The following is a 19,256-nucleotide window of genomic DNA, read 5'->3' on the forward strand; positions in this document are numbered from 1 at the left end:
ACGCGGCTCCCGTCCCTACCACAGACCCGCAAGTCGCGGCTCTTCATGCGTGACGACCTCGACGAGTGCCGCCTGCCCCGCCTTGACCTTTTCCAGTGCGCGCAAAAGACCCGGACGCAGCATTTCCGGTTCGACCACGCATTCGCCATGACCACCGAGGGCCTCGGCAATCGGGGCGTAGTTTCCGCTCAGCCGGTTTGCTCCATATTTGCTGGTGGCGATCGGCATGCTCTTGGCGTAACCGCCGAGCACGTTGTTGCGCAGCACGATCGTCAAGACCGGAAGATTGCATCGTATTGCCGTCTCGAAGTCGATCCCGACCATGCCGAAGGCGGATTCGCCCATCAGATTAACGACCGTCGCGTCGGGGCGGGCAAGCTTGGCGCCCATGGCGAAACCGAGACCACTGCCAAGCTGGGTGGTTTTTCCCCAGCCGATATAGCTGCCGGGCGCCGTGGCCACATAAAAGGGGCAGAACTGATCGCGCGGGTTGCCGGCGTCATGCGTGACGATCGATGTTTCCGGGTCGAGCACCTGCATCAATTCCCACACGACACGGTATGGCGAGATCGGCCGGCTTTGCGATGTCAGGAGCGGCATCCATTTTTCCATGAAGGCAGCTCGCACGCGGGCAATCTCGGCGACCGGATCAGGCCGCTCGCCGAGCGACCCATGCGCCTCGCGGATACGGGCAGTCATCTGCTTCAGAACAGACCCCACATCGCCAATCACCCCTTGCGCGATCGCATAGTCCTTGCCGAGATCAGCCTCGTCGATCGTGACCTGCAGGATAACCTTGTCGTCCGGCATTGGCAGAATGTAGTAGGATCGCGTCAGGCTGCTGCCGAGCGCCAGCACAACGTCGGCCCTGTCCAGAAAATGATCGACCGTCGCCGGACGTGCGCGCCCCGCGGTCCCGAGTGCCAGCGGATGGTCCTCTGGAAAACCGCTCTTGCCGTTCGGCGTCGTCATGACCGGAATCTTCAAAAGCTCCGCGAGGTCGACTAGTTCAGCCGTGGCCGATGCCGACAGAACGCCCTGGCCCGCCAGGATGAGCGGCTCTTTGGCCGCAAGCAGCGTCTCGACGAGTGTGGCGACCTCCCCATCGTCGGCTTGGGTCACACTCCGGCGCGGACGGCGATGGTCGGCCGGCAGGGCATCGAGCTTTTCGGCCAGGAGATCAACAGGCAACTCGAGAAGGACCGGCGCCGGCGGGCCATTTCGCACCCGCGATATCGCCGCATGCATCAGCTTCGGCAGATGGGCGACCTGCGTTGCCGCCTCGCACCACTTCGTGATGTGACGGAAATTGCGTCGGGATTCGAAATTTGGAGAGACGGCTTCCGCGCCGCGTGGATAGCCGGTCGGCAGGAACAGCATCGGCACGCGATCGTTGAAGGCCTGCGCTATGCCGGAAAATGCGCTTTCGGCTCCCGGACCGTACTGCACCGTGACGACAGCAAGCTCCTTGCCGGCCGTTGCCCGCGCGTAACCCTCAGCGATATTGACGGCAACCCGCTGCGTGCGGGCAATCAGCGGCGGAATGTCGAGCGCTGCCGAGGCATCGAACAGCTCGCTCGCCGGAAAACCGATGATCTGTTTGACGCCTTCTTCCTTCAGGACCCCGGCAATATAGTCCGCGCCGGTCATCGTCTCTGCGCGCAAGTGTCCTTCAGCCAGTACATGTGTGCCGTCAGCCATGATGATCGATCCAGTAGCGGGCAATATCCTGCCGGCGCATGAAGCTAGCCCCGGGGGTATTCTTGACGTGTTCGATCACATCGCGCAGGCCCGAGGCTCGGTTGGGCTGACCCATCCAGCGAGCGTGCACGCCGATCGTCAGCATCCGCCCGCCGGTCTCATCGGCTTCCCCAACCATGTAATCGATGGCAGCACGGCAATCCTCGGCAAAGTCGCGCGGATTGCTGTAGCCAGGCGCAATCAGATAGCGGCTGTCGTTCAGCGTCTTCGAATATGGCACGACGAGAAGCCGCGTCCCCTCATGGTCGAGGAAATAGGGAAGGTCATCGTTGCAGGGGTCGGAGTAATAGAGAAATCCCCCTTCCCTGACGATCAGGTCACGGGTGTTGACGCTTGGAAAGGAGCGGCAGTTCCAGCCGAGCGGCCGTCTTCCCGTGAGTTTCTGATAAAGCGCGATCGCCTCGTGAAGCTGCTCTTCCTCCTCATGGCGCGGCATGGCTGAATATTCGCTCCAACGCAGGCCATGGCCGAGGAGATCGTGGCCGCGGGCGTTCATCCAGTCGATAACGGCAGGGTTCTTCTGGAGCGCAACGGCGCAGGCCGAAACGGTCACGGGAATGTCATATCGGTCAAACAGACGTGCCAGACGCCAGACGCCGGCGCGGCTGCCATATTCGAAATGCGTTTCCGTTCCGAGGTCACGCAGCGGCGGGCTGTTGGGTATATTGTATTCGCCCCAATTGTCGTTTCGCCCGTCCTCGAGCCAGGAGTATTCTGCGCCTTCCTCGTAGTTCAGTACGAGATTGATCGCGAGCCTTGCCCCGCCCGGCCAAGTGACGACCGGTGGGTTCGGGCCATAGCCGACGAAATCGCGCGATTGATCTTTTGCCGTTGCGCTCATCACTTCTCCTCGCTCTCATGTTCGTTTTCGATGATCCAGTCCATGTAATCATGGAAGGACTGCCTGGCGCAGCGCGGCCGCCAGCCCGTATCCAACGCGATGCGGGAAATGTCATAGGCGCCCCACATCCCGTCTTTCAGCGAAACATCCTGGACGATGTTGGCGCTCTCGGCCGGGCTCACTTCGACTTGTAGGTGAGGCGCGCGTTCCCTTGCCCAACCGACGATGTCGCCGATCGTGGAGGTCTCTCCGCTGCCGATATTGTAGTGCCGGTAGCGCAGCCTGTCCGCGAGGAGGAGTGCGACGATCGCATCGGCGACATCCGTCGAGGTGACGTAGTCGCCGACAGGTTCCAGGCTGTTCGGGCGGATTGCCTCGCCTGCAAGCGCCATATGGGCGATGCGGTTTGGCACATGCCGGAAATTGCGGCTGCCCGTGGCCCGATCCATTGGACCGTAGACCGAGGCGAGCCTGACGGAGGCGGCCGACAGACCGAAGAGATCGGCATAGCGGTTGACAACCATCTCGGCAGCAAATTTGGAGATCCCGTAGAGCGTCAGAGGTGCGACATACCCGCCTTCCGGAAGGGGTTCGCCCGTCCAATCCGGCCCGTGATGACGATAGACAGAACCCGAACTGACGAAGACCAGACGTTGAATGAGGGGACGCGTCCGCAGCCATTCGAGCATATGCACGGTGCCCATGAGATTGACATCGACGATCCTGGCAGGGTCTTCGGCTTCGGGCTGGCGATTTGCCTCTGCAGCACTGCCACGCGAAATCGGAGTAACGGTCGCGCCGTGCACCACGTAGCGGATATCGTGGCTGTCGAGCGCTGCTTCCCACGCGTTGCGATCGCGGATATCGGCCGTCACCACAGTGAGCCGATCGCGAACCGGAGCAAAATAACGTTCCGCCATGGCATCCAGGCCGGCACGATCAAGGACGACCACACGCGCCAGGGGATCACGATCGAGCCACGTCCGTGCGAGGACGCTCATGACGAAGCCGGTTGCGCCGGTGACGAGAAGGGTCATTTCAAATCCATCCAAGATTTCGATACAGGGATCAGCGCGTCGCGTAGCCGCCGTCAACAAGAAGGTCGGTGCCTGTGATGAAGGAGGCATCCGCCGACAGGAGGAAGGCAGCGGCAGCGGCTATCTCTTGCGGCTTGCCGATGCGACCAAGCAGATGGTCGGGGCCCAGCGCGGCATTCGCCGCGTCGAGATCGGGCCAGCGCTGCAGAAGCCTCGGGGTTGCGACGGCGCCTGGCGACAGACTGTTGACACGGACGCCATCGCCGGCGTGGTCGACGGCCATGGCCTTGGCGAGGTGAACAAGGCCGGCCTTTGCGGCACAGTAGGCGACGGCCTTGCCGGTCGCTACATGCGCGAACTGCGATGCGATGAAAACGACCGATCCGCCGCCGCCCGCAAGCATCGGCGCAAGCGCATATTTGCTCGCAAGGAAGGCGCCCGTCAGGATCACGTCGACCTCCAGCCGCCATTGCTGCTCGGGCAGGTCGAGGACGCTGGCGTCCAAGGCGGGCGCTGCTGCATTGTGCACGAGACCGTCCAGGCGACCGAAATGCCTCAAGCCTTGATCGACGGCGTCCTGGACCGACGCACTATCCGTCACATCGCAGCGGACGGCGAATGCCTTGGGGCCAAGCGACCGGGCTAGCGCCGCGGCACCATCGAGCGATTGATCCGCACAGACCACAGCGGCATTTTCATCGGTGCAACGTCGCGCGATTGCCGCACCGATACCGCTCGCGGCACCGGTCAGAAAGACCACCTTGCCATCAAGGCGTGACGTCATCGCGCTCATGATGCGAGAACCTTCGAAAGACCCTGCTGTGGCGGGAAGGGCCGCTCTCTGGCGATGAACCGGCCACGGCCGGGTTCGGCCGTGATCTTCCCGTCGTCCCAGACGATGTCGCCACGTGAGATCGTCATGATCGGCCAGCCTTTCACGACTTGGCCCTCATAGGGCGTGTAATCGGTCGCGTGATGCAGCAGAGAATTGGTGACGGTGACGCTGCGATCCGGATCCCAGATCGCGATATCGGCGTCTGCGCCAACCGCAATGCGTCCCTTCCGGGGATGGAGGCCAAACAGCCGCGCCGGCGCACCGGCAGTCAGGTCTGCAAATTTCTGCAGCGATATCAGCCCGCCATTAACGGCTGCGGAAAACAGCAGGGCAAGGCGTGTTTCGATACCGGGTATCCCGTTGGGAATGCGATGGAAGGGCGTCCCGGGACCGCCGGCGATCTTGTCGGCATAGTGCCAGGGCGAATGGTCGGAGGTGAAGACTTCGAGCGTTCCGTCGAGGATGCCGGCCCAGATTGCCGGCTGGTTGGACTTGTCGCGCGGCGGCGGTGTGCAGACGCATTTGGAGCCCGACAGATCATGGGTGTCGATATCGTCGGCGGAAAGAAAAAGATATTGCGGGCAGGTCTCGGCATAAATCGGCAGCCCGCGCGCCTTGGCGCGGCGAATCTCCTCGACAGCCCCACCGGCGGCGACGTGGCTGACGAGGATCGGTGTCTCGATCAGTTCCGAAAGGCTGATGGCACGGAAGGTTGCCTCGCGATCACCGATCGCCGAATGCGCCTTTTCGTGGTAGCGTAGCTCGGTCTTGCGCGCGGCGATGAACTTTTCGGTCAGCCATCGAATGCAGGCATCGTTTTCCGCATGGACCATGACCATTGCGCCTTGGGCGCGGGCAAGGGCGAGCACGTTCAAGACCTCGTAGTCATCAAGCTTCAGTCCGTCATAGGTTAGATAGATCTTGATCGATGTGCAGCCCTCGGCGATCAGACCGGGGATTTCGTCGCGCAGAACCTCTGCCGACGGGTCGCCGACGATGAGATGAAAACCATAGTCGATCCGCGCCTTCGAACGCGCTCGCTCATGGTAGTCATCGACGATTTCGCGCAGTGACTGCCCGCGCATCTGCATGGCGAAGGGCACGACTGTCGTCGTGCCGCCACACAATGCAGACAAGGTGCCGGTGTTGAAATCGTCCGCCGTCGCTTTGCCTTCCCAAGGCTGCTGGTCCATGTGGCAATGGCTGTCGACGCCGCCCGGCAGCACGATACGCCCCTCGGCCGCGACTTCCTGTTTTCCCTCGGGCAGGTCCAGCGCCAGCGCCGCTATCACGCCGTCGCGAACGCCGATATCGACCCGCCTGGTCGCATCCGGCAGCACCACGCGACCACCACGGATCACGAGATCATAGGGCTTTGTGGACGTCATTCGCTTCCTCCGGGCACGAGGCATGGTTTGGTAGCGCCGATCGGACGACGCAGATTGAAGCAGGCAGCGGCGGCAACCAGAAAGGCGCCGCTCCCAAGGAGGAGAAAGAGCGCCTGCGGTGCAAACAGCTCCATGAGCTGCGCGGCAAGCCCAGGTGTCATGATGTTGCCGATCGAATAGAGGAGCAGCAGGCTGCCCGACGCCGAGACCATATGCCGGCTGTCGAGCTGCGAATTCGCATAGGCGATGCCGATCGGATAAATCGTCAGTGCAATGGCGCCATAGGCGAAGAACAGGCCGTAAAGCACCGGCTGCGGAGAGTTTCCACCCCAGGCAATTGCCGCGCACAGTCCCGCGCCCGTCAGTCCCTGGAGCAGCAGCAGAACACGCCGGTCCATGCGATCCGACAGCCATCCGACCGGTGCCTGGGCAAGCATGCCTCCAAGGCTGAAAGCGGTCACCAGCGTCACGGCGACGGTTGCGTCCAGGTGCATCCGCTCCGCATAGATCGGCGTCATCGTGTAGACGTTCATATTCGTCATGCCCGCCTGAAAGACGCAGATGACCGTCACCGGCGCCAGGGCGGCGAGCCGCCAAATGCCGTATCGATTCCCGGAATGGGCGATGCCGGCCTCGACCGTCACCGTCAGTGGCAGCCGCAAGGCGGGCCATGGTCCGCCGACGAATCGCGCGTAAGTCAGGCCGAGCAGGATGACGCCAAATACCATCTGAAACAGATAAGGCGAATTCGCTCCGGCCAGTTCGACCAGCAGCTGCGCAAACAACGTCGCCAGCGATGTCATCAGCATGTAGAAGGAGAAATAGGTTCCCCTGTTCTTCTGATCGGCATAGAGATTGATCCAGCTTTCCGACACGACGAAAAGGGTCGCGATGGAAAAGCCGTTTATCAGGCGCAGGCAAAACCAGACCGGAGCTGCTTGCGTCAGCATATAGCCGCCCGCACCAAGGCCTGCGAGCGATGCCACAAGCAGGAAGGAACGCTCATGTCCGAAACGGACGACAAGGAAGCGCGCCGACAGGCAGCCGGCAAGAAAGCCGATAGGAAAGGCCGTCAGCAACAGCTGGACCCCGTGCGGGTCGAGTGCGGGATCGCTGAGCTGGAGCGAGACCGCCGTCGTCAGAAGTGAATTTCCGGTCGCAACGATGCAGATGCTCGCCATCACGTGCAGAATTGCACGAAGGCCTGCGGCCTTTTGCGGAGTGTCACCCATCGTCCTTTCGCGGTCGTGCATTGCCTATGCCTTTTCGGCTGGAGCAAGGACGGACGGGCGTGCGGCAAGCTCCGCCTGATCGATATGGCATAGAATTTCGTGCGTCCCGGACATCTTGCGCAACGGCGGAGCGACGGTATCGCAAATGCTGCCGAGCTTGCGATGGCATCGCGTTGAGAAGCGGCAGCCGGCCGGCACGCTCACCGGGCTTGGCGTCTCTCCCGACAGGCGGATGCGCTGGCGCGGCGTCTCGTCGGGATGCGGGCTGCGGATCGCCGAAAGAAGTGCCTCGGTATAGGGATGGGCGCCTTCGCTGAAGACCTCGTCGACTGTTCCCTGCTCCATGATCTTGCCGAGATACATGACGACGACCTTGTCGGCGACATGACGGACGAGGGCCAGATCGTGGCTGATGAACAACATCGTCGCGTGCTTTTCCCGCTGAATGTCGAGGAGAAGCGTCACGACCGCGGCCTGCACCGAGACATCCAACGCCGAGACGGGCTCGTCCGCGACGATCAGCGATGGTTCGGCTGCAAAGGCGCGCGCGATGGCGATCCGCTGTTTTTGGCCACCGGAAAGCTGGCTCGGCTTTCGGTCCGCGACAGCCGGAGACAGACGGACCATTTCCAGCAATTCACGGACGCGCTGCTCAATCCCGGCCCGGTCCTTGCGGATGCCGAACTTCTTGATCGAACGGCGGATCGAGAAGGCGGCGGAATGCGAGGGATTGAGCGTGCTGTCGGGGTTCTGAAAGATCATCTGAACCTGCTGCAGCAATTCGCGTGGACGCTCGCTTGCCTGCAGCTCGGCAATGTTTTCGCCCGCCATCCGGATTTCACCCGACGTTGCCTTGTCGAGCCCCGTCACTATCCGCGCGAGCGTCGATTTCCCGCAGCCAGATTCGCCGACGAGCGCCACGATTTCGGCTCTTGCCGCTGTAAAGCTGACGGCTTCATTTGCCTTGACGGTCCTCTGGTGACCGACCGGATAAAGACGGTTTACATTGGAAAGTGTTATCGCAGTCGATTTCGCAATCGCCTTCGTCTCGGGAGGGGCAGGCATTGCTTGGGCATCGTGGATGTCCTGCAAGCGGACGCAGCGTACCAGATGGTCTTCGCCCGCAGGCTCCAGAAGAGGCCCGGGCGGCCGATCGCAGAGGCCGGCGACGAAACTGGAACAGCGGGGTCCGAAAAGACAGCCCTGCGGCCTTTCCTGCGGCAGCGGGATCGAGCCGGGAATTGCGGCAAGCGTGCGGCTGCGCTTGTCACCGCCAATATCGGGAATGCAATCGATGAGCCCGCGCGTATAGGGGTGTTTCGGCCGGCGGAACACGTCGGCCGTTATTCCCTCTTCCACCATCTCGCCGGAATACATGATGCCGAGACGATCACAGCCTTCGGCGATGAGGCCGAGATTATGTGAGATGAACAGAAGGCTGGTCGAGTAACGCTGGCGCAATTCGGCGATCAAATCGATGACGGCTGCCTCCACGGTCACGTCAAGGCCCGTCGTCGGTTCATCGAGCAGCAGAAGCGACGGCTTGGCAAGCAAAGCCATGGCGATGACCACGCGCTGCTGCTGGCCACCGGAGAGCTGGTGGGGATAGCGCTTCAGCATGTCGCCGGGATCCGGCAGGCGAACGTCGGCCAGCATCGCCTCCGCCATCGCCACGGCTTCCTTCTTGCCGACTCCCAGATGAAGCAGCGGCACCTCGGCAAGCTGCGCGCCGATCGTTTTGACCGGATTGAGTGCGCTCATCGGGTCCTGATAGACCATCGCGATCTGTCGCCCGCGAATGGAGCGCAGTTCTTTTGCCGAGGCATTGACCAATTGCTTGCCGTTGAAACGGATGCTGCCGCCGGCAATCACACCGGTATTGCCGAGATAGCCCATGATCGCCATGGCCGTCGTGCTCTTGCCGCAGCCGGATTCTCCGACCAGGCCATAGCTTTCGCCGGCCATGACCTTGAACGAAAGATCCGGGATCGCAACGACCGTCTCGCTTTTGCCGCGAAACTCGATGCGCAGATTCCGGATCTCGAGAACGGGTTCACGATCGATCGCTGGCGTGACGGACATGGCCGCTCCTTGAAGACTGGACGCGATGATGTTCATGGTTTCCATGCCTCCCGCATGCCGTCGGCAAGCAGATTGAAGCCGAGGACGAGGCTGACGAGCGCGGCCGACGGAATGAGGGACATATGCGGCCAGACATTCAGGACGGTGACGCTTTCCTTGACCATACCGCCCCAATCCGGGTTCGGTGGCGGCAGGCCGAGGCCGAGAAAACCCAGAATACCGATCGTGATGATCGTGTAGCCGATGCGAAGGCAGGCATCGACGATCAGCAGACTGCGGCAGTTCGGCAAAAGCTCGACGATCATGATGTAAAGCGTGTTTTCCGCACGCAGCTTCGCCGCGGAGATATATTCCTGCTGTTTGAGACCAAGCACCAGGCCGCGAGTGATACGTCCGATGCCGGGCGCCGAGGCAATCGTGGTCGCAATGACGATATTGAGGACGGACGGTCCGATATTGGCGATCAGGATGACGTAGATGACCAGGACCGGAAAGGCGAGGATGATGTCTGAAAACCGGCTGATGAGGACATCGATCCAGCCGCCGTAGTAGCCGGCAATCATGCCCATCATGATGCCGACCAGCATTGCTACCGCCACCGACAGGGGCGCAACGGAGAGCACGGTGCGGGCACCGAAGATCAGTCGTGACAGGACATCGCGACCGAGGACATCGGTTCCTAGCCAATGGGCCGCCGAGGGATAGGGATTGCTCATCGCCATGACATCGGAGTCGGTTGGAGACGGCAGGGGCAGGATGGGCGCCAGAAGAGCCGCAAGAACCCAGAAGAGCACCAGACAGAGACCGACGACGGCGGTGCGAGAGTGGAAAATTCGCACCCAGTTCGACCGCCCTACCCGCTTTGGCGGCGCGACGGCGACTGCTGAGATATTATCGTGAACAGCCATGATCTATTTCACCCGGATACGTGGATCGAGCAGCATGTAGCCGAGGTCGCCGAGCAGTTGCGTGATGACGGCGATCGCGACGGTGATCAGTGTTGCGGCTTCGAGGGTCGCGATGTCGCCGAACAGGCTTGCATCGAGGATCAGGCGACCGAAACCTGGATAGGCAAAGACGAGTTCGGTGACGACAACGCCGCTGATCAGAAAGTTGATCTGCAAGAGCAGCACCGTAAAGGGTGCGATCATCGCATTGCGAAGCGCGTGGCCGAGGACCATGCGTCGCGTGCTCATGCCTTTAAGAATTGCAGTGCGGATGTAAGGCCGCTCCATGACGCCAATCATCGAGACGCGGATCATGCGCGCCACGTAGCCGAAGTCGTAGATGACCAGCACGGCAACGGGCAGCACGAACTGGTAGGGCACCGCCCAGCCGCCGTCGCTGTTGAGAGGGCTGGTGCCCGGCAGTATCGGCCAGAGGATCACGAAAAGCGTGACGAGGAAGACCCCTGAGGCAAATTCCGGGATAGAGGTGAAGGTGATACAAATGACCGATAGTGTCCGGTCTAGCACGCCGCCTTCCTTCAATCCCGACAGGATGCCGAAGATGATCGACAACGGGACGATCAGCAGAAAGGCCAGTCCCGCCAGGATCGCGGTATTGCGGAGGCGATCCCAGATGACATCGTTGACGGGCAGCTTGTTCAGCGTTGAATAGCCGAAATTCCCGAAATACTGGGCGCCGCGGGGATCCGTAAAATTCAATCCGGTGGTCGGATCCTGAAGAGGATCGGGGATTGCCCCGACGAGTACGCCGAGCCAGCGGCCGAAACGAACCGGCAGGGGATCGTTCGCCCTCAGTTTTTGCGACAGAAGGTCCACCTGCTGCTGGGTGGCGAAAGGACCGAGCGACTTGCGCGCCACGCTGCCGGGGGTGAACTCGCAGACGGCAAAGACGAGAAACGAAGCACAAAGCATCGTCACGACCATCATCACCAAACGCTTTAGGAGGAAATTCGCCATAGCCGGAGGAATCCGAATGTCCAGGCAAAGTGCCCGACCGCGCGACGCGGTCGGGCACCAGCCGAAAGGTTAAGCCGAGATCGCGTACTGATGCGCGAAGATGTACTGGGATGGATGGAGCTCGAAGCCCTTGACCTTCTTGTCCATGACGGTCGAGAAAACACGCCAGAAGGGCTGAACGATCGGCCCGTCCTCCTGCATGATCGCTTCGATCTTCGCCATCACCTTGCTGCGTTCCTTCGGATCGAGAATGCCTTCGGCTTCGGTCAGCAGCTTGTCGAAATCCGCATTGGAATAGTTGGATTCATTCCATGCGGCGTTCGAGCGGTAGGCAAGCGACAGCGTCATGATTGCCAGCGGCCGGTGGCCCCAGGCGGTCAGGCTGAACGGCGACGTCGTCCAGACTTCCCAATATTGGGCGCTCGGCAGGGCCTTGATATTGACCTTGACGCCGATGTCCTTGAACTGTTCAGCAAGGACCTGCGCGGTATTGAGCTCCCAGATGGGATCCGGGCGCGTCGTCAAGTCGAACTCGAAACCGTCCGGATAGCCGGCATCGGCTAAAAGCTTCTTGGCCTTCTCGACGTCGCGCGGATATTTGGGCAGAGCCGCGTATTCAGGATGCGACGGCGCGACGTGATGATCTTCCGCCGGAATGCCGGCGCCGAGGAGAGCCGTCTGGATAACCTTGTCGCGATCGATCGCATAGCGCATCGCCTGACGCACACGCTTGTCCTTGAACTGCTCGATATCGGGATGCATGCGCGCAACGACCGTCTGCGTCGTCTCGACCTGATAGACGGCGACATGGGCGAAATTCTTCATCGCGTTGATCTGCACTGCATCGGCTTCCGACAGACCATCCACCTGCTTGGAGGCCATGGCGGCGATACCCGCGCCCGGATTGTCGCCGAGGTCGACATATTCGAACGTGTCGAGATAAGGGCCGGTGCCCCAATAGTCGGTGCGGGCCTTGTACTTGGCACCCTTGCCGACGACGTATTCGGTCATCGCGAAGGGACCCGTGCCGTTGGCATCTGCCCCGAAGGCCCCGTTTTCTTCCGGATCAATGATGAACATCGGATAATGGTAGAGGTGCTCGGGCACGGCAATCTGCGGCGCAGAGCAGTTGAGGCGGACGGTGTGGTCGTCCACCTTCTCGATGGCGTTGTCGGCCCAAAGCTTGCTCGACTTCTTCGGATTGCCCTTCTCGTCCTTTTCGCCGGTTTCATATTCCTGCACGAGATAGCCGGTAAAGAGCCCAAGCATCGACGAGCCGATGGCGGGATCGCAAACGCGCTTCAGGTTCCAGACCACGTCATCTGCTGTCAGAGGACGACCCTTGCGCCACTTGACGTCCTTGCGCACAAAGAGCGTCCACGTCTTCAGGTCGTCGCTGACCTCCCACTTTTCCAGGAGGTAGGGATGCGTGATGTTGTTGCGATCGGTGAAGGTAAGATATTCGCAGACCTGACGGATGACGTTCGACTTCTCGGCGAAGTCTGCCAGATGCGGGTCCTTGATTTCCATGCAGCGCATGCCGATGCGCAGGTTTCCGCCCTTCGGCAGGTCTTCTGCATGGGCGGCACTACCTGGCATCGAAATGCCGGCGAGCGAATAGGCAGCTGCTGCCGAGACGCCGAGCAGCGTCGCCTTGCGCAGGAATTCGCGACGGCCGATCGAGCCGCCGGACATCTGTTCGACGAGAGTCGGAATATAGGAATGCTGTTTCTTGTCCACGGTGGTCATCTCCTAGTTGGCGCTTTAACTGTTCCGATTTTCTTGTTGGTTGGACCGATTGGCTGCTTTCGCTCGCCACCGTCGCAGCAGGCTTTTGCCCGTCACCCATCCGTCTTGGTTAAAATTAAAACAGGATGGACCTCTGTGACATGCAGCGACCCGACGTCTTCTCTGCGTCGATCGACATTGTTCACGTGGTTGACACCTCCCTTCGCCTTTCGGCTTTTCTTGTGGCTGCAGGGCTTTCGCGAAATCGCGTGCGATACGAGCGGCCGAAGTGGGAAGCCGATTGATAACCGCAGATTTCAGCGATCTTCCCGATCGCCAAATCCGTGTACGTCAGGAGTTCCCTTGCGCGCGCCATGCGCAGCTCGATGTAGAAATGACTGGGACTTTTACCGAGAGTGGCGTGAAACAGCCGTTCGAGCTGGCGCAGCGAAAGCGCAACGCTGTCGGCAAGATCGGAGATCTCCACGGGATCGCCGAGACTTGCCTCCATGCGGCGTACCACAAACGCAAGCTTGGCGTTCCTGATGCCAAAACGGTCTTCGGGGGACATCCTCTGGACGTCGTCCTGACGCCTGATGCGGGCGTGGTTGAACTGGTCGGAGATGAGCGCGGCGAGCTCCCTGCCCTCAATGGCAGAGATCAGGTAGAGCATCATGTCGAGCGTGACCGTGCCGCCTGACGAGGTCAGAAAGCGTCCATCGATGGCAAAAATGTCGTCTGTGGCAAGACAGTTCGGGAACTCGCTTCGAAAGCTTGCCAGCGACTCCCAATGGACGGCACATCGCCGCCCCTCCAACAATCGCGCCTTTGCCAGGAAGAAGACGGCCGTGCTGACTGCGCCCAGCACACAGCCTTCCGAATGAATACGCCTTAACCAGGCAAAGACGTTGGCATCATAGGCGTCTGCATAATTTATGCCGGCGCAGAGAATGACGATATCGCAGCGGGGTGCCTGCCCTACGGCCATGTCGGCATCGAAACCCAATCCGCTGCTGGATTTCACATGGTCACCATCCGCCGACAGGATCAGCCACTCGAAGGCTTTTCGCTTGGCCAGCCGATTGCCCTGCCTCAGAGAGTCAAGTGCTGCGGCAAAGGTCATCAGCGGGAAGTCCGGCACCAGGAAGAAGCCGATCCGGATCGGCCGGTCGCCCTGTGCCAACTGCTTCAGTGTATAGGTCTGTTCCATCATAAGGGGAACTCCAAACATCCGCTTTCCCTGCTTCTGCTGGCCCGCGGTAGCGGCCCCAGGCGATCAAGCGAAAACACCGCCGACCCACCGTCACCGCATGATCAGTCGGTTTTGCGTCACATCGTAGCCGGTGACCGGCTTGCCGCTCGTGCGCGCGGCATTCGGCCGGTCGCAGGCTATCAGGCGACTGCAGTCAGGCTGGGCTAGCAGTCTTCCGTCGTGACACGGGATCTCGCCGCGCGAGATGGTCGTCTGTGGCCGCCCCTCGACCACCATCCCCTCATAGGGCGTGTAATCCAGTTCATCGTGCAGCGTTTCGGTGGAGATCCGCACGCGTTTCGCCTCATCGCAGATCACCATGTCTGCGTCGGCGCCGGGCGCCAGGACGCCCTTGCGACCCCGAAGGCCGTAGAGCTCGGCTGGCCGCTCTGCGGTGACGCGCACGAAATCGCGCAGAGACAACCGGCCATTCGACACCCCCATCGGAAAACAACAGCGGCAGCCGGGTTTCCAGACCAGGAAGTCCATAGGGAACCTTGTCGGAGGTCGCATTCATTCCGTTGCGCATCTTTCCTTGAGATTCCCATTCCCCTTTGGTTCTTGTGGGAATCCCCCTACAATCCCGCTGGTATCCCATTTAAATACCGTACCAGCGGCAACTTGACGGAGTCAATCGGCAAATCACCGAGCAGTCGCTCACGAATTGAGGGGATCGAGAGGAAGGGACGCGCGGGTACGGACGCCAGCAGGCTGTCCGTGTGGCCTGCGACCACATTTTGTCGCCAATCGAAACCGCGGATTGCAATTGCGAGCGATCCTGGAAGAGCGAGCCCTGGCGGCGAGGTTGGACGTCCCATGGACACCGATCCGCGCCACCCTGTCCCGCTTGGTCGGCAAAGGGCTTACGGACAGCCCCCGGGATGGCTTCCTCACCGTTACCCGACTTGGCCTGGAGGATTTTGCGCAGCTGATACAATTCCGCCGGGTCGCTGAAACGCAGGCGCGCCTATTTCGCAGCTGGAAAGATTGCGAGCGATCGACGTCCCGAGCTGATTGACCGGATCGAGAGAATGAACAGCGCGACTCGACGACGAGCTGCATGCGCTCGTCGCGAGATCCTGCGCAAATCGGTGGCTTGAGCGATCAGCCCTAAAGGTCTGCCGGCTGTTGCGCACCCACAATGTCGGAAAGCTGCCGCGCCGGCGAGACCCGGATCGAGCATCTGGCCACTCTGCATGCCTATGCGGGCAGTAATGGCGATCTCAAAAGGATCACTGCGCAATCAGATCACGTCAGGATTTCTCAATCTCCCGACCAAGAGGTTAGTCCCCTGATCGCATCAATCCGTAAAGAGCCAGCGCATGAAGCGCTCCCGAACACGGTCGATATGGTCCGACATTGCCTGGCGCGCCTCGTCCGGCTTCTTGTCGGCGACTGCCTGCAAGACGGCGATATGCTCGCGCGCCTGCTGCTCGAAATTCTTTTCCATGCGCACGACATGAGCCATGCGCGCCTTGTCGCGCAGATTGCGGATATATTGCGCCAACATCGGTTTGCCGCTGGCATTGGCGATGAACAGATGAAATTCGTCGTCATACTCCCAAAACGGGTCGAATTCCAAACTCGGATCGGCGACAATCGCCCGGCTCTTTTCCAGGATCGCATCGACACTGCCGGGGGTGCTGCGATGGGCTGCCTGCGCGGCAGCTTCGCCCTCGAGCAGACGGCGGATTACGAGGATTTCCATCAGCTCTTCGATCGCCACCTGCTTGATGACGATGCTGCCATTCGATAGACGCGAGACAAGGCCTTCGCCCACAAGCCGATTAATCGCCGCCCGAAGCGGCGTTCGCGACGCCTTGATCTGTTCGGCAAGCTTGCGTTCGGTGAACACATCGCCGGGACCAAGCTCACGGGCCAGAATAAGGCTTCTCAGATATTGATAGGCCTGTTCCGAGATTTTGGTCTGATCTTTGCCAGTGGTGATGGTTGTCTCTTCCGCCACACTCAATCCTTGAGAGTTTTTCCCGCCGACTTCCCTCATAGACGATCAACAAGTCTCAAGCAATCCCAGCGGGGTCCCGCTGGTTTGTTATGAGGATGGGTGCGGTATTACCGCTTTACAAAATCATTTTTTTATCGCTAGTTTCGCATCGTGCCCCGTTGGTATCCCAGTGGGATTTAGATGGAGACCATGTGAACAGGACCCTTCAACCGCTTAACCAGGCTGGTTTCACGAAATACGGCGATGTCATCGAGCATCAGGGTGATCAGCGTCGACGCGCGCTCTCGATCGACTTCACGGGCGAACATGATGACATGCGGCGGGCGTTCTGGGTATCGAAGGTCGTCGAAGCGACAACTCTTCCTGCGCGGATCAAATTCCTCGAACGTCATCCCTTTTCGGACCAGGCTTTCGTTCCGCTTCGCGACACAAGTTTCCTGGTGGTTGCCTGCCCGGACAACCCGGATGGCGGCCCCGACCTGGACCGCCTCAACGCTTATATTGCGAGCCCCGGTCAGGGCGTGATCTACAGACGCAATGTCTGGCACGCTCCACTTTCTGCCCTCACCGCCCCAGCTGAATTTTTCGTGACGATGGGGATTACCGACAAGGCGGCGAATGACGAGTTCTATGAACTGCCGATACCGCTCGCCATCGATCCGGAGGCATAGCAGATGGTACCGAGCGAACACCTGACGCGGAATTTTATCGGTTACGGGGCCAAAGGCTACGATCCGAGATGGCCTGACGGAGCACGCTTAGCACTCAATCTCGTCCTCAACGTCGAAGAAGGGGCAGAGCCATCCGTCATCGATGGAGATGCCACAAGTGAGGCAGCGCTGACCGAAGGAGGCTCAGGCTCGTTTCCAGGTCGCGACCTCGCGGCTGAATCAATGTTCGAGTATGGCAGCCGCGTCGGGTTCTGGCGTCTGTCACGGTTACTGGACGAGCGCGGCCTCCCAGCCACTGTCATGGCATGCGCCCTCGCGCTCGAGCGAAATCCTGAAATCAGCCACTATCTTCGCTCGAGCCAATTCGACGTCTGCGCGCATGGTTGGCGCTGGGAGCAGCATCGCGGACTTTCCCTCGACGAAGAGCGCGAGCGGATTTCCCGAACCGTGCGCAGCATTCAGTCCTCGATCGGCAGCGTACCGGAAGGCTGGTATTGCCGGTATGGCCCGAGCGTCAACACCCGTAATCTTCTTGTCGAGCACGGTGGGTTCTCATACGACAGCGACGCTTACAATGATGAACTGCCCTATTGGGTAAGGGTCGGCGATCAGCATCACTTGGTCGTTCCCTATAGTCTCACCAACAATGACGCCAAATTCATGCGCGGGGCCATGGCGACCGCCGAGCAATTCTTCCAGTTCCTGCGTGACGCCTTCGATTTTCTTTATGCGGAAGGCAAGCAGACGCCAAAAATGATGTCGGTGGGACTTCATTTGCGGATCGCAGGGCATCCCGGACGCGCTGCCGGGCTGCAGCGTTTCCTCGATCATGTCTCACGCCACGATGGCGTTTGGGTCTGTCGCCGCGGCGACATTGCCAGACACTGGCATCAGCACCATCAGCCGTAATCATCATCAACGCCAGCAATAGAAAAGGGGAATGCAATGAAAAAAAAATCAACAAGCTCAGTCGCACTTCTGGCCGCACTCGCAAGCTTCGGACTGCCGGGTGCTGCCGCCTTTGCCGATGATCACCCGCAGGATCAGCCGCTGGTCGTCGGCTCAGACTTCGGCGTCGCGCCATGGATGGTACGCGGGGCGGCTGGACCAGAGGGTTTCGGCGTCGATCTTATCACTGCCATCGCCAAGAAAATCGGCCGTCCGTCCGTCGACGTCCAGGATATCAACTTCTCCGGCCTGTTCGCCGCGCTGTTTTCCAAACGTATCGAATTCACGGTCAATCCGCTCAATATTACGCAGGAGCGCTCGGAGAAGATGCTTTATACCGAGCCCTTCTTTGCGACGGGCAACGGCTTTCTTGTCAGGAAAGGTGAAAAGCTGGAGTCCCTCGATGGACTGAAGGGCCAGGTACTGGCGGTCAATCGCGGCACGATCTCCGATACCTGGGCAACGCAGAACGCCGACAAATATGGCTTTGAAGTGCAGCGCTACGAGACCTTCCCGGATTCGGTTCAGGCCGTCATCACCCACCGCGCCTTCACGGCGCTGAACGAAATCCCGACAACGGTTTACGCAGCGAGCAAGAACCCTGCAATCGAGGTCGGCTTCAAGGATTTCAACGGCAGAAACTTCGGTTATGCTTTCCGCTATGGCGACGAGGCCTATCGTGACAAGGTCGAGAGCGCGATCGAATGCCTGAAGCAGGATGGCACGCTGGCGCAGCTCTACGAGAAATGGTACGGCGAGAAGGCTGCCGAGGGCACCGCCTTGACCACCGTTTACGCAGGCTACGGGGCGCCGGGCTTCAAGGGCTATGACGACAAGCCTCACGATCTCGCCTGCAACTAACCCTGTTCAGATCCGGCGCGGACTGCCGCGCCGTGTTTCCCGGCGAGGGTGGTTATATGGATCAGATACTCGAGAACTATTTCAACGGCCCGGTCATCGCTCAAGCCCTCCCGGACGTGTTCGGCGGCTTCATCATTACGGTCGAACTCGCTGTCTGCGTCATCGTCATCGGCGTTTCGACCGGGCTGCTATTTGCGCTGCTGCGTTGTACCAACAACCGTCTGCTCAATGGGCTCGTAACCGTCTATGTCGAGCTGTTCCGAACGCTTCCACAGCTTGTCATTATCATCTTCATCTATTTCGGGCTGCCCTATCTGGGTCTTACCTTCTCGCCATTCGTCGCAACCGCCCTCGCTCTCGCAGCGGTGCTCGCGGCATTTTCCGCGGAAATCTTCTGGGCGACGATCATGGCCGTATCGAAGGGTCAGTGGGAGGCAGCGTCAGCGCTTGGTATTTCGCGTGTGCTGACACTTCGACTGATCATTCTGCCGCAGTCCATCCGGCTTGCGATCCCACTGGTCACAAACCGATCGATCGCCATCACCAAGGGGACCGCGCTCGGTGCGGCCGTCTCCCTGCCGGAGGCGCTCGGCAGCGCACAGAGCGCAATGTCTATCTACGCTAATCCATCGCCGCTCACCCTCGCCGCAGCCTTCTATCTCGTTTTCTTCATCCCCCTCGTCTTTCTGAGCAGGGTCATGGAAAAGCGATACGCACATTCGCATTGAG

General features: G+C 60.3%; 17 protein-coding genes. 4 read left to right on the forward strand and 13 right to left on the reverse strand.

The window, feature by feature from the left end; translation table 11 throughout:
• Positions 1-15 precede the first annotated feature (15 nt).
• From EV281_RS30260 to EV281_RS30325, 13 genes are all read right to left on the reverse strand, one after another.
• Positions 16-1,701, reverse strand: coding sequence for a thiamine pyrophosphate-requiring protein (locus EV281_RS30260; RefSeq protein WP_132658535.1), 1,686 nt, complete (start codon positions 1,699-1,701; stop codon positions 16-18).
• Positions 1,694-2,602 carry an allantoinase PuuE gene (locus EV281_RS30265; RefSeq protein ID WP_132658536.1) on the reverse strand — a complete coding sequence of 303 codons (909 nt, stop codon included), beginning with the start codon at positions 2,600-2,602 and terminating at the stop codon, positions 1,694-1,696. Before EV281_RS30265 ends, EV281_RS30260 begins: the two co-directional genes overlap by 8 nt.
• Positions 2,602-3,639, reverse strand: coding sequence for an NAD(P)-dependent oxidoreductase (locus EV281_RS30270; protein ID WP_132658537.1), 1,038 nt, complete (start codon positions 3,637-3,639; stop codon positions 2,602-2,604). The genes EV281_RS30265 and EV281_RS30270 overlap by 1 nt, the downstream gene beginning before the upstream one ends.
• Before the next feature lie 31 nt (positions 3,640-3,670).
• Positions 3,671-4,432 (reverse strand): SDR family oxidoreductase, encoded by a 762-nt coding sequence (locus EV281_RS30275; protein ID WP_132658538.1) that lies wholly within the window; start codon positions 4,430-4,432, stop codon positions 3,671-3,673.
• Complete coding sequence (gene hydA / locus EV281_RS30280; protein ID WP_132658539.1) at positions 4,429-5,862, reverse strand: dihydropyrimidinase; 1,434 nt, start codon at positions 5,860-5,862, stop codon at positions 4,429-4,431. The genes EV281_RS30275 and hydA overlap by 4 nt, the downstream gene beginning before the upstream one ends.
• Positions 5,859-7,115, reverse strand: a complete 1,257-nt coding sequence (locus EV281_RS30285) for an MFS transporter (RefSeq protein ID WP_132658540.1) — start codon at positions 7,113-7,115, stop codon at positions 5,859-5,861. Before EV281_RS30285 ends, hydA begins: the two co-directional genes overlap by 4 nt.
• Before the next feature lie 3 nt (positions 7,116-7,118).
• Complete coding sequence (locus tag EV281_RS30290; RefSeq protein WP_245508411.1) at positions 7,119-9,176, reverse strand: ABC transporter ATP-binding protein; 2,058 nt, start codon at positions 9,174-9,176, stop codon at positions 7,119-7,121.
• 32 nt (positions 9,177-9,208) lie between these two features.
• Complete coding sequence (locus EV281_RS30295) at positions 9,209-10,084, reverse strand: ABC transporter permease (protein ID WP_132658542.1); 876 nt, start codon at positions 10,082-10,084, stop codon at positions 9,209-9,211.
• Between the two features lie 3 nt (positions 10,085-10,087).
• A complete protein-coding gene (locus EV281_RS30300) occupies positions 10,088-11,101 on the reverse strand; it encodes an ABC transporter permease (RefSeq protein ID WP_132658543.1) in 1,014 nt (337 codons plus the stop codon).
• A 69-nt stretch (positions 11,102-11,170) separates the two neighbouring features.
• Entirely contained in the window at positions 11,171-12,850 is a 1,680-nt protein-coding gene (locus EV281_RS30305; RefSeq protein WP_245508412.1) for an ABC transporter substrate-binding protein, read from the reverse strand.
• Positions 12,851-13,031: 181 nt separating this feature from the next.
• The gene (locus EV281_RS30310) at positions 13,032-14,042 is read right to left on the reverse strand and encodes a GlxA family transcriptional regulator (RefSeq protein ID WP_132658545.1); all 1,011 of its coding nucleotides are present in this window, start codon (positions 14,040-14,042) and stop codon (positions 13,032-13,034) included.
• Between the two features lie 90 nt (positions 14,043-14,132).
• Entirely contained in the window at positions 14,133-14,594 is a 462-nt protein-coding gene (locus EV281_RS30315) for an amidohydrolase family protein (protein WP_132658546.1), read from the reverse strand.
• A 787-nt stretch (positions 14,595-15,381) separates the two neighbouring features.
• The gene (locus tag EV281_RS30325; RefSeq protein ID WP_165912007.1) at positions 15,382-16,047 is read right to left on the reverse strand and encodes a GntR family transcriptional regulator; all 666 of its coding nucleotides are present in this window, start codon (positions 16,045-16,047) and stop codon (positions 15,382-15,384) included.
• Positions 16,048-16,238: 191 nt separating this feature from the next.
• Here EV281_RS30325 and EV281_RS30330 point away from each other — a divergent pair, with 191 nt between their 5' ends.
• Genes EV281_RS30330 through EV281_RS30345 form a run of 4 tightly spaced genes read left to right on the forward strand, consistent with a single transcriptional unit; the run spans position 16,239 to position 19,255 of the window.
• Positions 16,239-16,718 carry an ureidoglycolate lyase gene (locus EV281_RS30330; RefSeq protein WP_165912008.1) on the forward strand — a complete coding sequence of 160 codons (480 nt, stop codon included), beginning with the start codon at positions 16,239-16,241 and terminating at the stop codon, positions 16,716-16,718.
• Positions 16,719-16,721: 3 nt separating this feature from the next.
• A complete protein-coding gene (locus tag EV281_RS30335) occupies positions 16,722-17,627 on the forward strand; it encodes an allantoinase PuuE (protein WP_132658550.1) in 906 nt (301 codons plus the stop codon).
• A 36-nt stretch (positions 17,628-17,663) separates the two neighbouring features.
• Complete coding sequence (locus EV281_RS30340; RefSeq protein WP_132658551.1) at positions 17,664-18,527, forward strand: transporter substrate-binding domain-containing protein; 864 nt, start codon at positions 17,664-17,666, stop codon at positions 18,525-18,527.
• 56 nt (positions 18,528-18,583) lie between these two features.
• Complete coding sequence (locus EV281_RS30345; RefSeq protein ID WP_132658552.1) at positions 18,584-19,255, forward strand: amino acid ABC transporter permease; 672 nt, start codon at positions 18,584-18,586, stop codon at positions 19,253-19,255.
• Position 19,256 lies beyond the last annotated feature (1 nt).

The organism is Rhizobium sp. BK418, from assembly GCF_004341105.1.
Taxonomy (GTDB): Bacteria; Pseudomonadota; Alphaproteobacteria; order Rhizobiales; family Rhizobiaceae; genus Rhizobium.

Excerpts from the sequence above, each read along its gene's own strand:
- EV281_RS30260 (WP_132658535.1), bottom strand. The coding sequence starts at position 1,701 with ATGGCTGACGGCACACATGTACTGGCTGAAGGACACTTGCGCGCAGAG.
- EV281_RS30265 (WP_132658536.1), bottom strand. The coding sequence starts at position 2,602 with ATGAGCGCAACGGCAAAAGATCAATCGCGCGATTTCGTCGGCTATGGC.
- EV281_RS30270 (WP_132658537.1), bottom strand. The coding sequence starts at position 3,639 with ATGACCCTTCTCGTCACCGGCGCAACCGGCTTCGTCATGAGCGTCCTC.
- EV281_RS30275 (WP_132658538.1), bottom strand. The coding sequence starts at position 4,432 with ATGAGCGCGATGACGTCACGCCTTGATGGCAAGGTGGTCTTTCTGACC.
- hydA (WP_132658539.1), bottom strand. The coding sequence starts at position 5,862 with ATGACGTCCACAAAGCCCTATGATCTCGTGATCCGTGGTGGTCGCGTG.
- EV281_RS30285 (WP_132658540.1), bottom strand. The coding sequence starts at position 7,115 with ATGCACGACCGCGAAAGGACGATGGGTGACACTCCGCAAAAGGCCGCA.
- EV281_RS30290 (WP_245508411.1), bottom strand. The coding sequence starts at position 9,176 with ATGTCCGTCACGCCAGCGATCGATCGTGAACCCGTTCTCGAGATCCGG.
- EV281_RS30295 (WP_132658542.1), bottom strand. The coding sequence starts at position 10,084 with ATGGCTGTTCACGATAATATCTCAGCAGTCGCCGTCGCGCCGCCAAAG.
- EV281_RS30300 (WP_132658543.1), bottom strand. The coding sequence starts at position 11,101 with ATGGCGAATTTCCTCCTAAAGCGTTTGGTGATGATGGTCGTGACGATG.
- EV281_RS30305 (WP_245508412.1), bottom strand. The coding sequence starts at position 12,850 with ATGACCACCGTGGACAAGAAACAGCATTCCTATATTCCGACTCTCGTC.
- EV281_RS30310 (WP_132658545.1), bottom strand. The coding sequence starts at position 14,042 with ATGATGGAACAGACCTATACACTGAAGCAGTTGGCACAGGGCGACCGG.
- EV281_RS30315 (WP_132658546.1), bottom strand. The coding sequence starts at position 14,594 with ATGCGACCTCCGACAAGGTTCCCTATGGACTTCCTGGTCTGGAAACCC.
- EV281_RS30335 (WP_132658550.1), top strand. The coding sequence starts at position 16,722 with ATGGTACCGAGCGAACACCTGACGCGGAATTTTATCGGTTACGGGGCC.
- EV281_RS30340 (WP_132658551.1), top strand. The coding sequence starts at position 17,664 with ATGAAAAAAAAATCAACAAGCTCAGTCGCACTTCTGGCCGCACTCGCA.
- EV281_RS30345 (WP_132658552.1), top strand. The coding sequence starts at position 18,584 with ATGGATCAGATACTCGAGAACTATTTCAACGGCCCGGTCATCGCTCAA.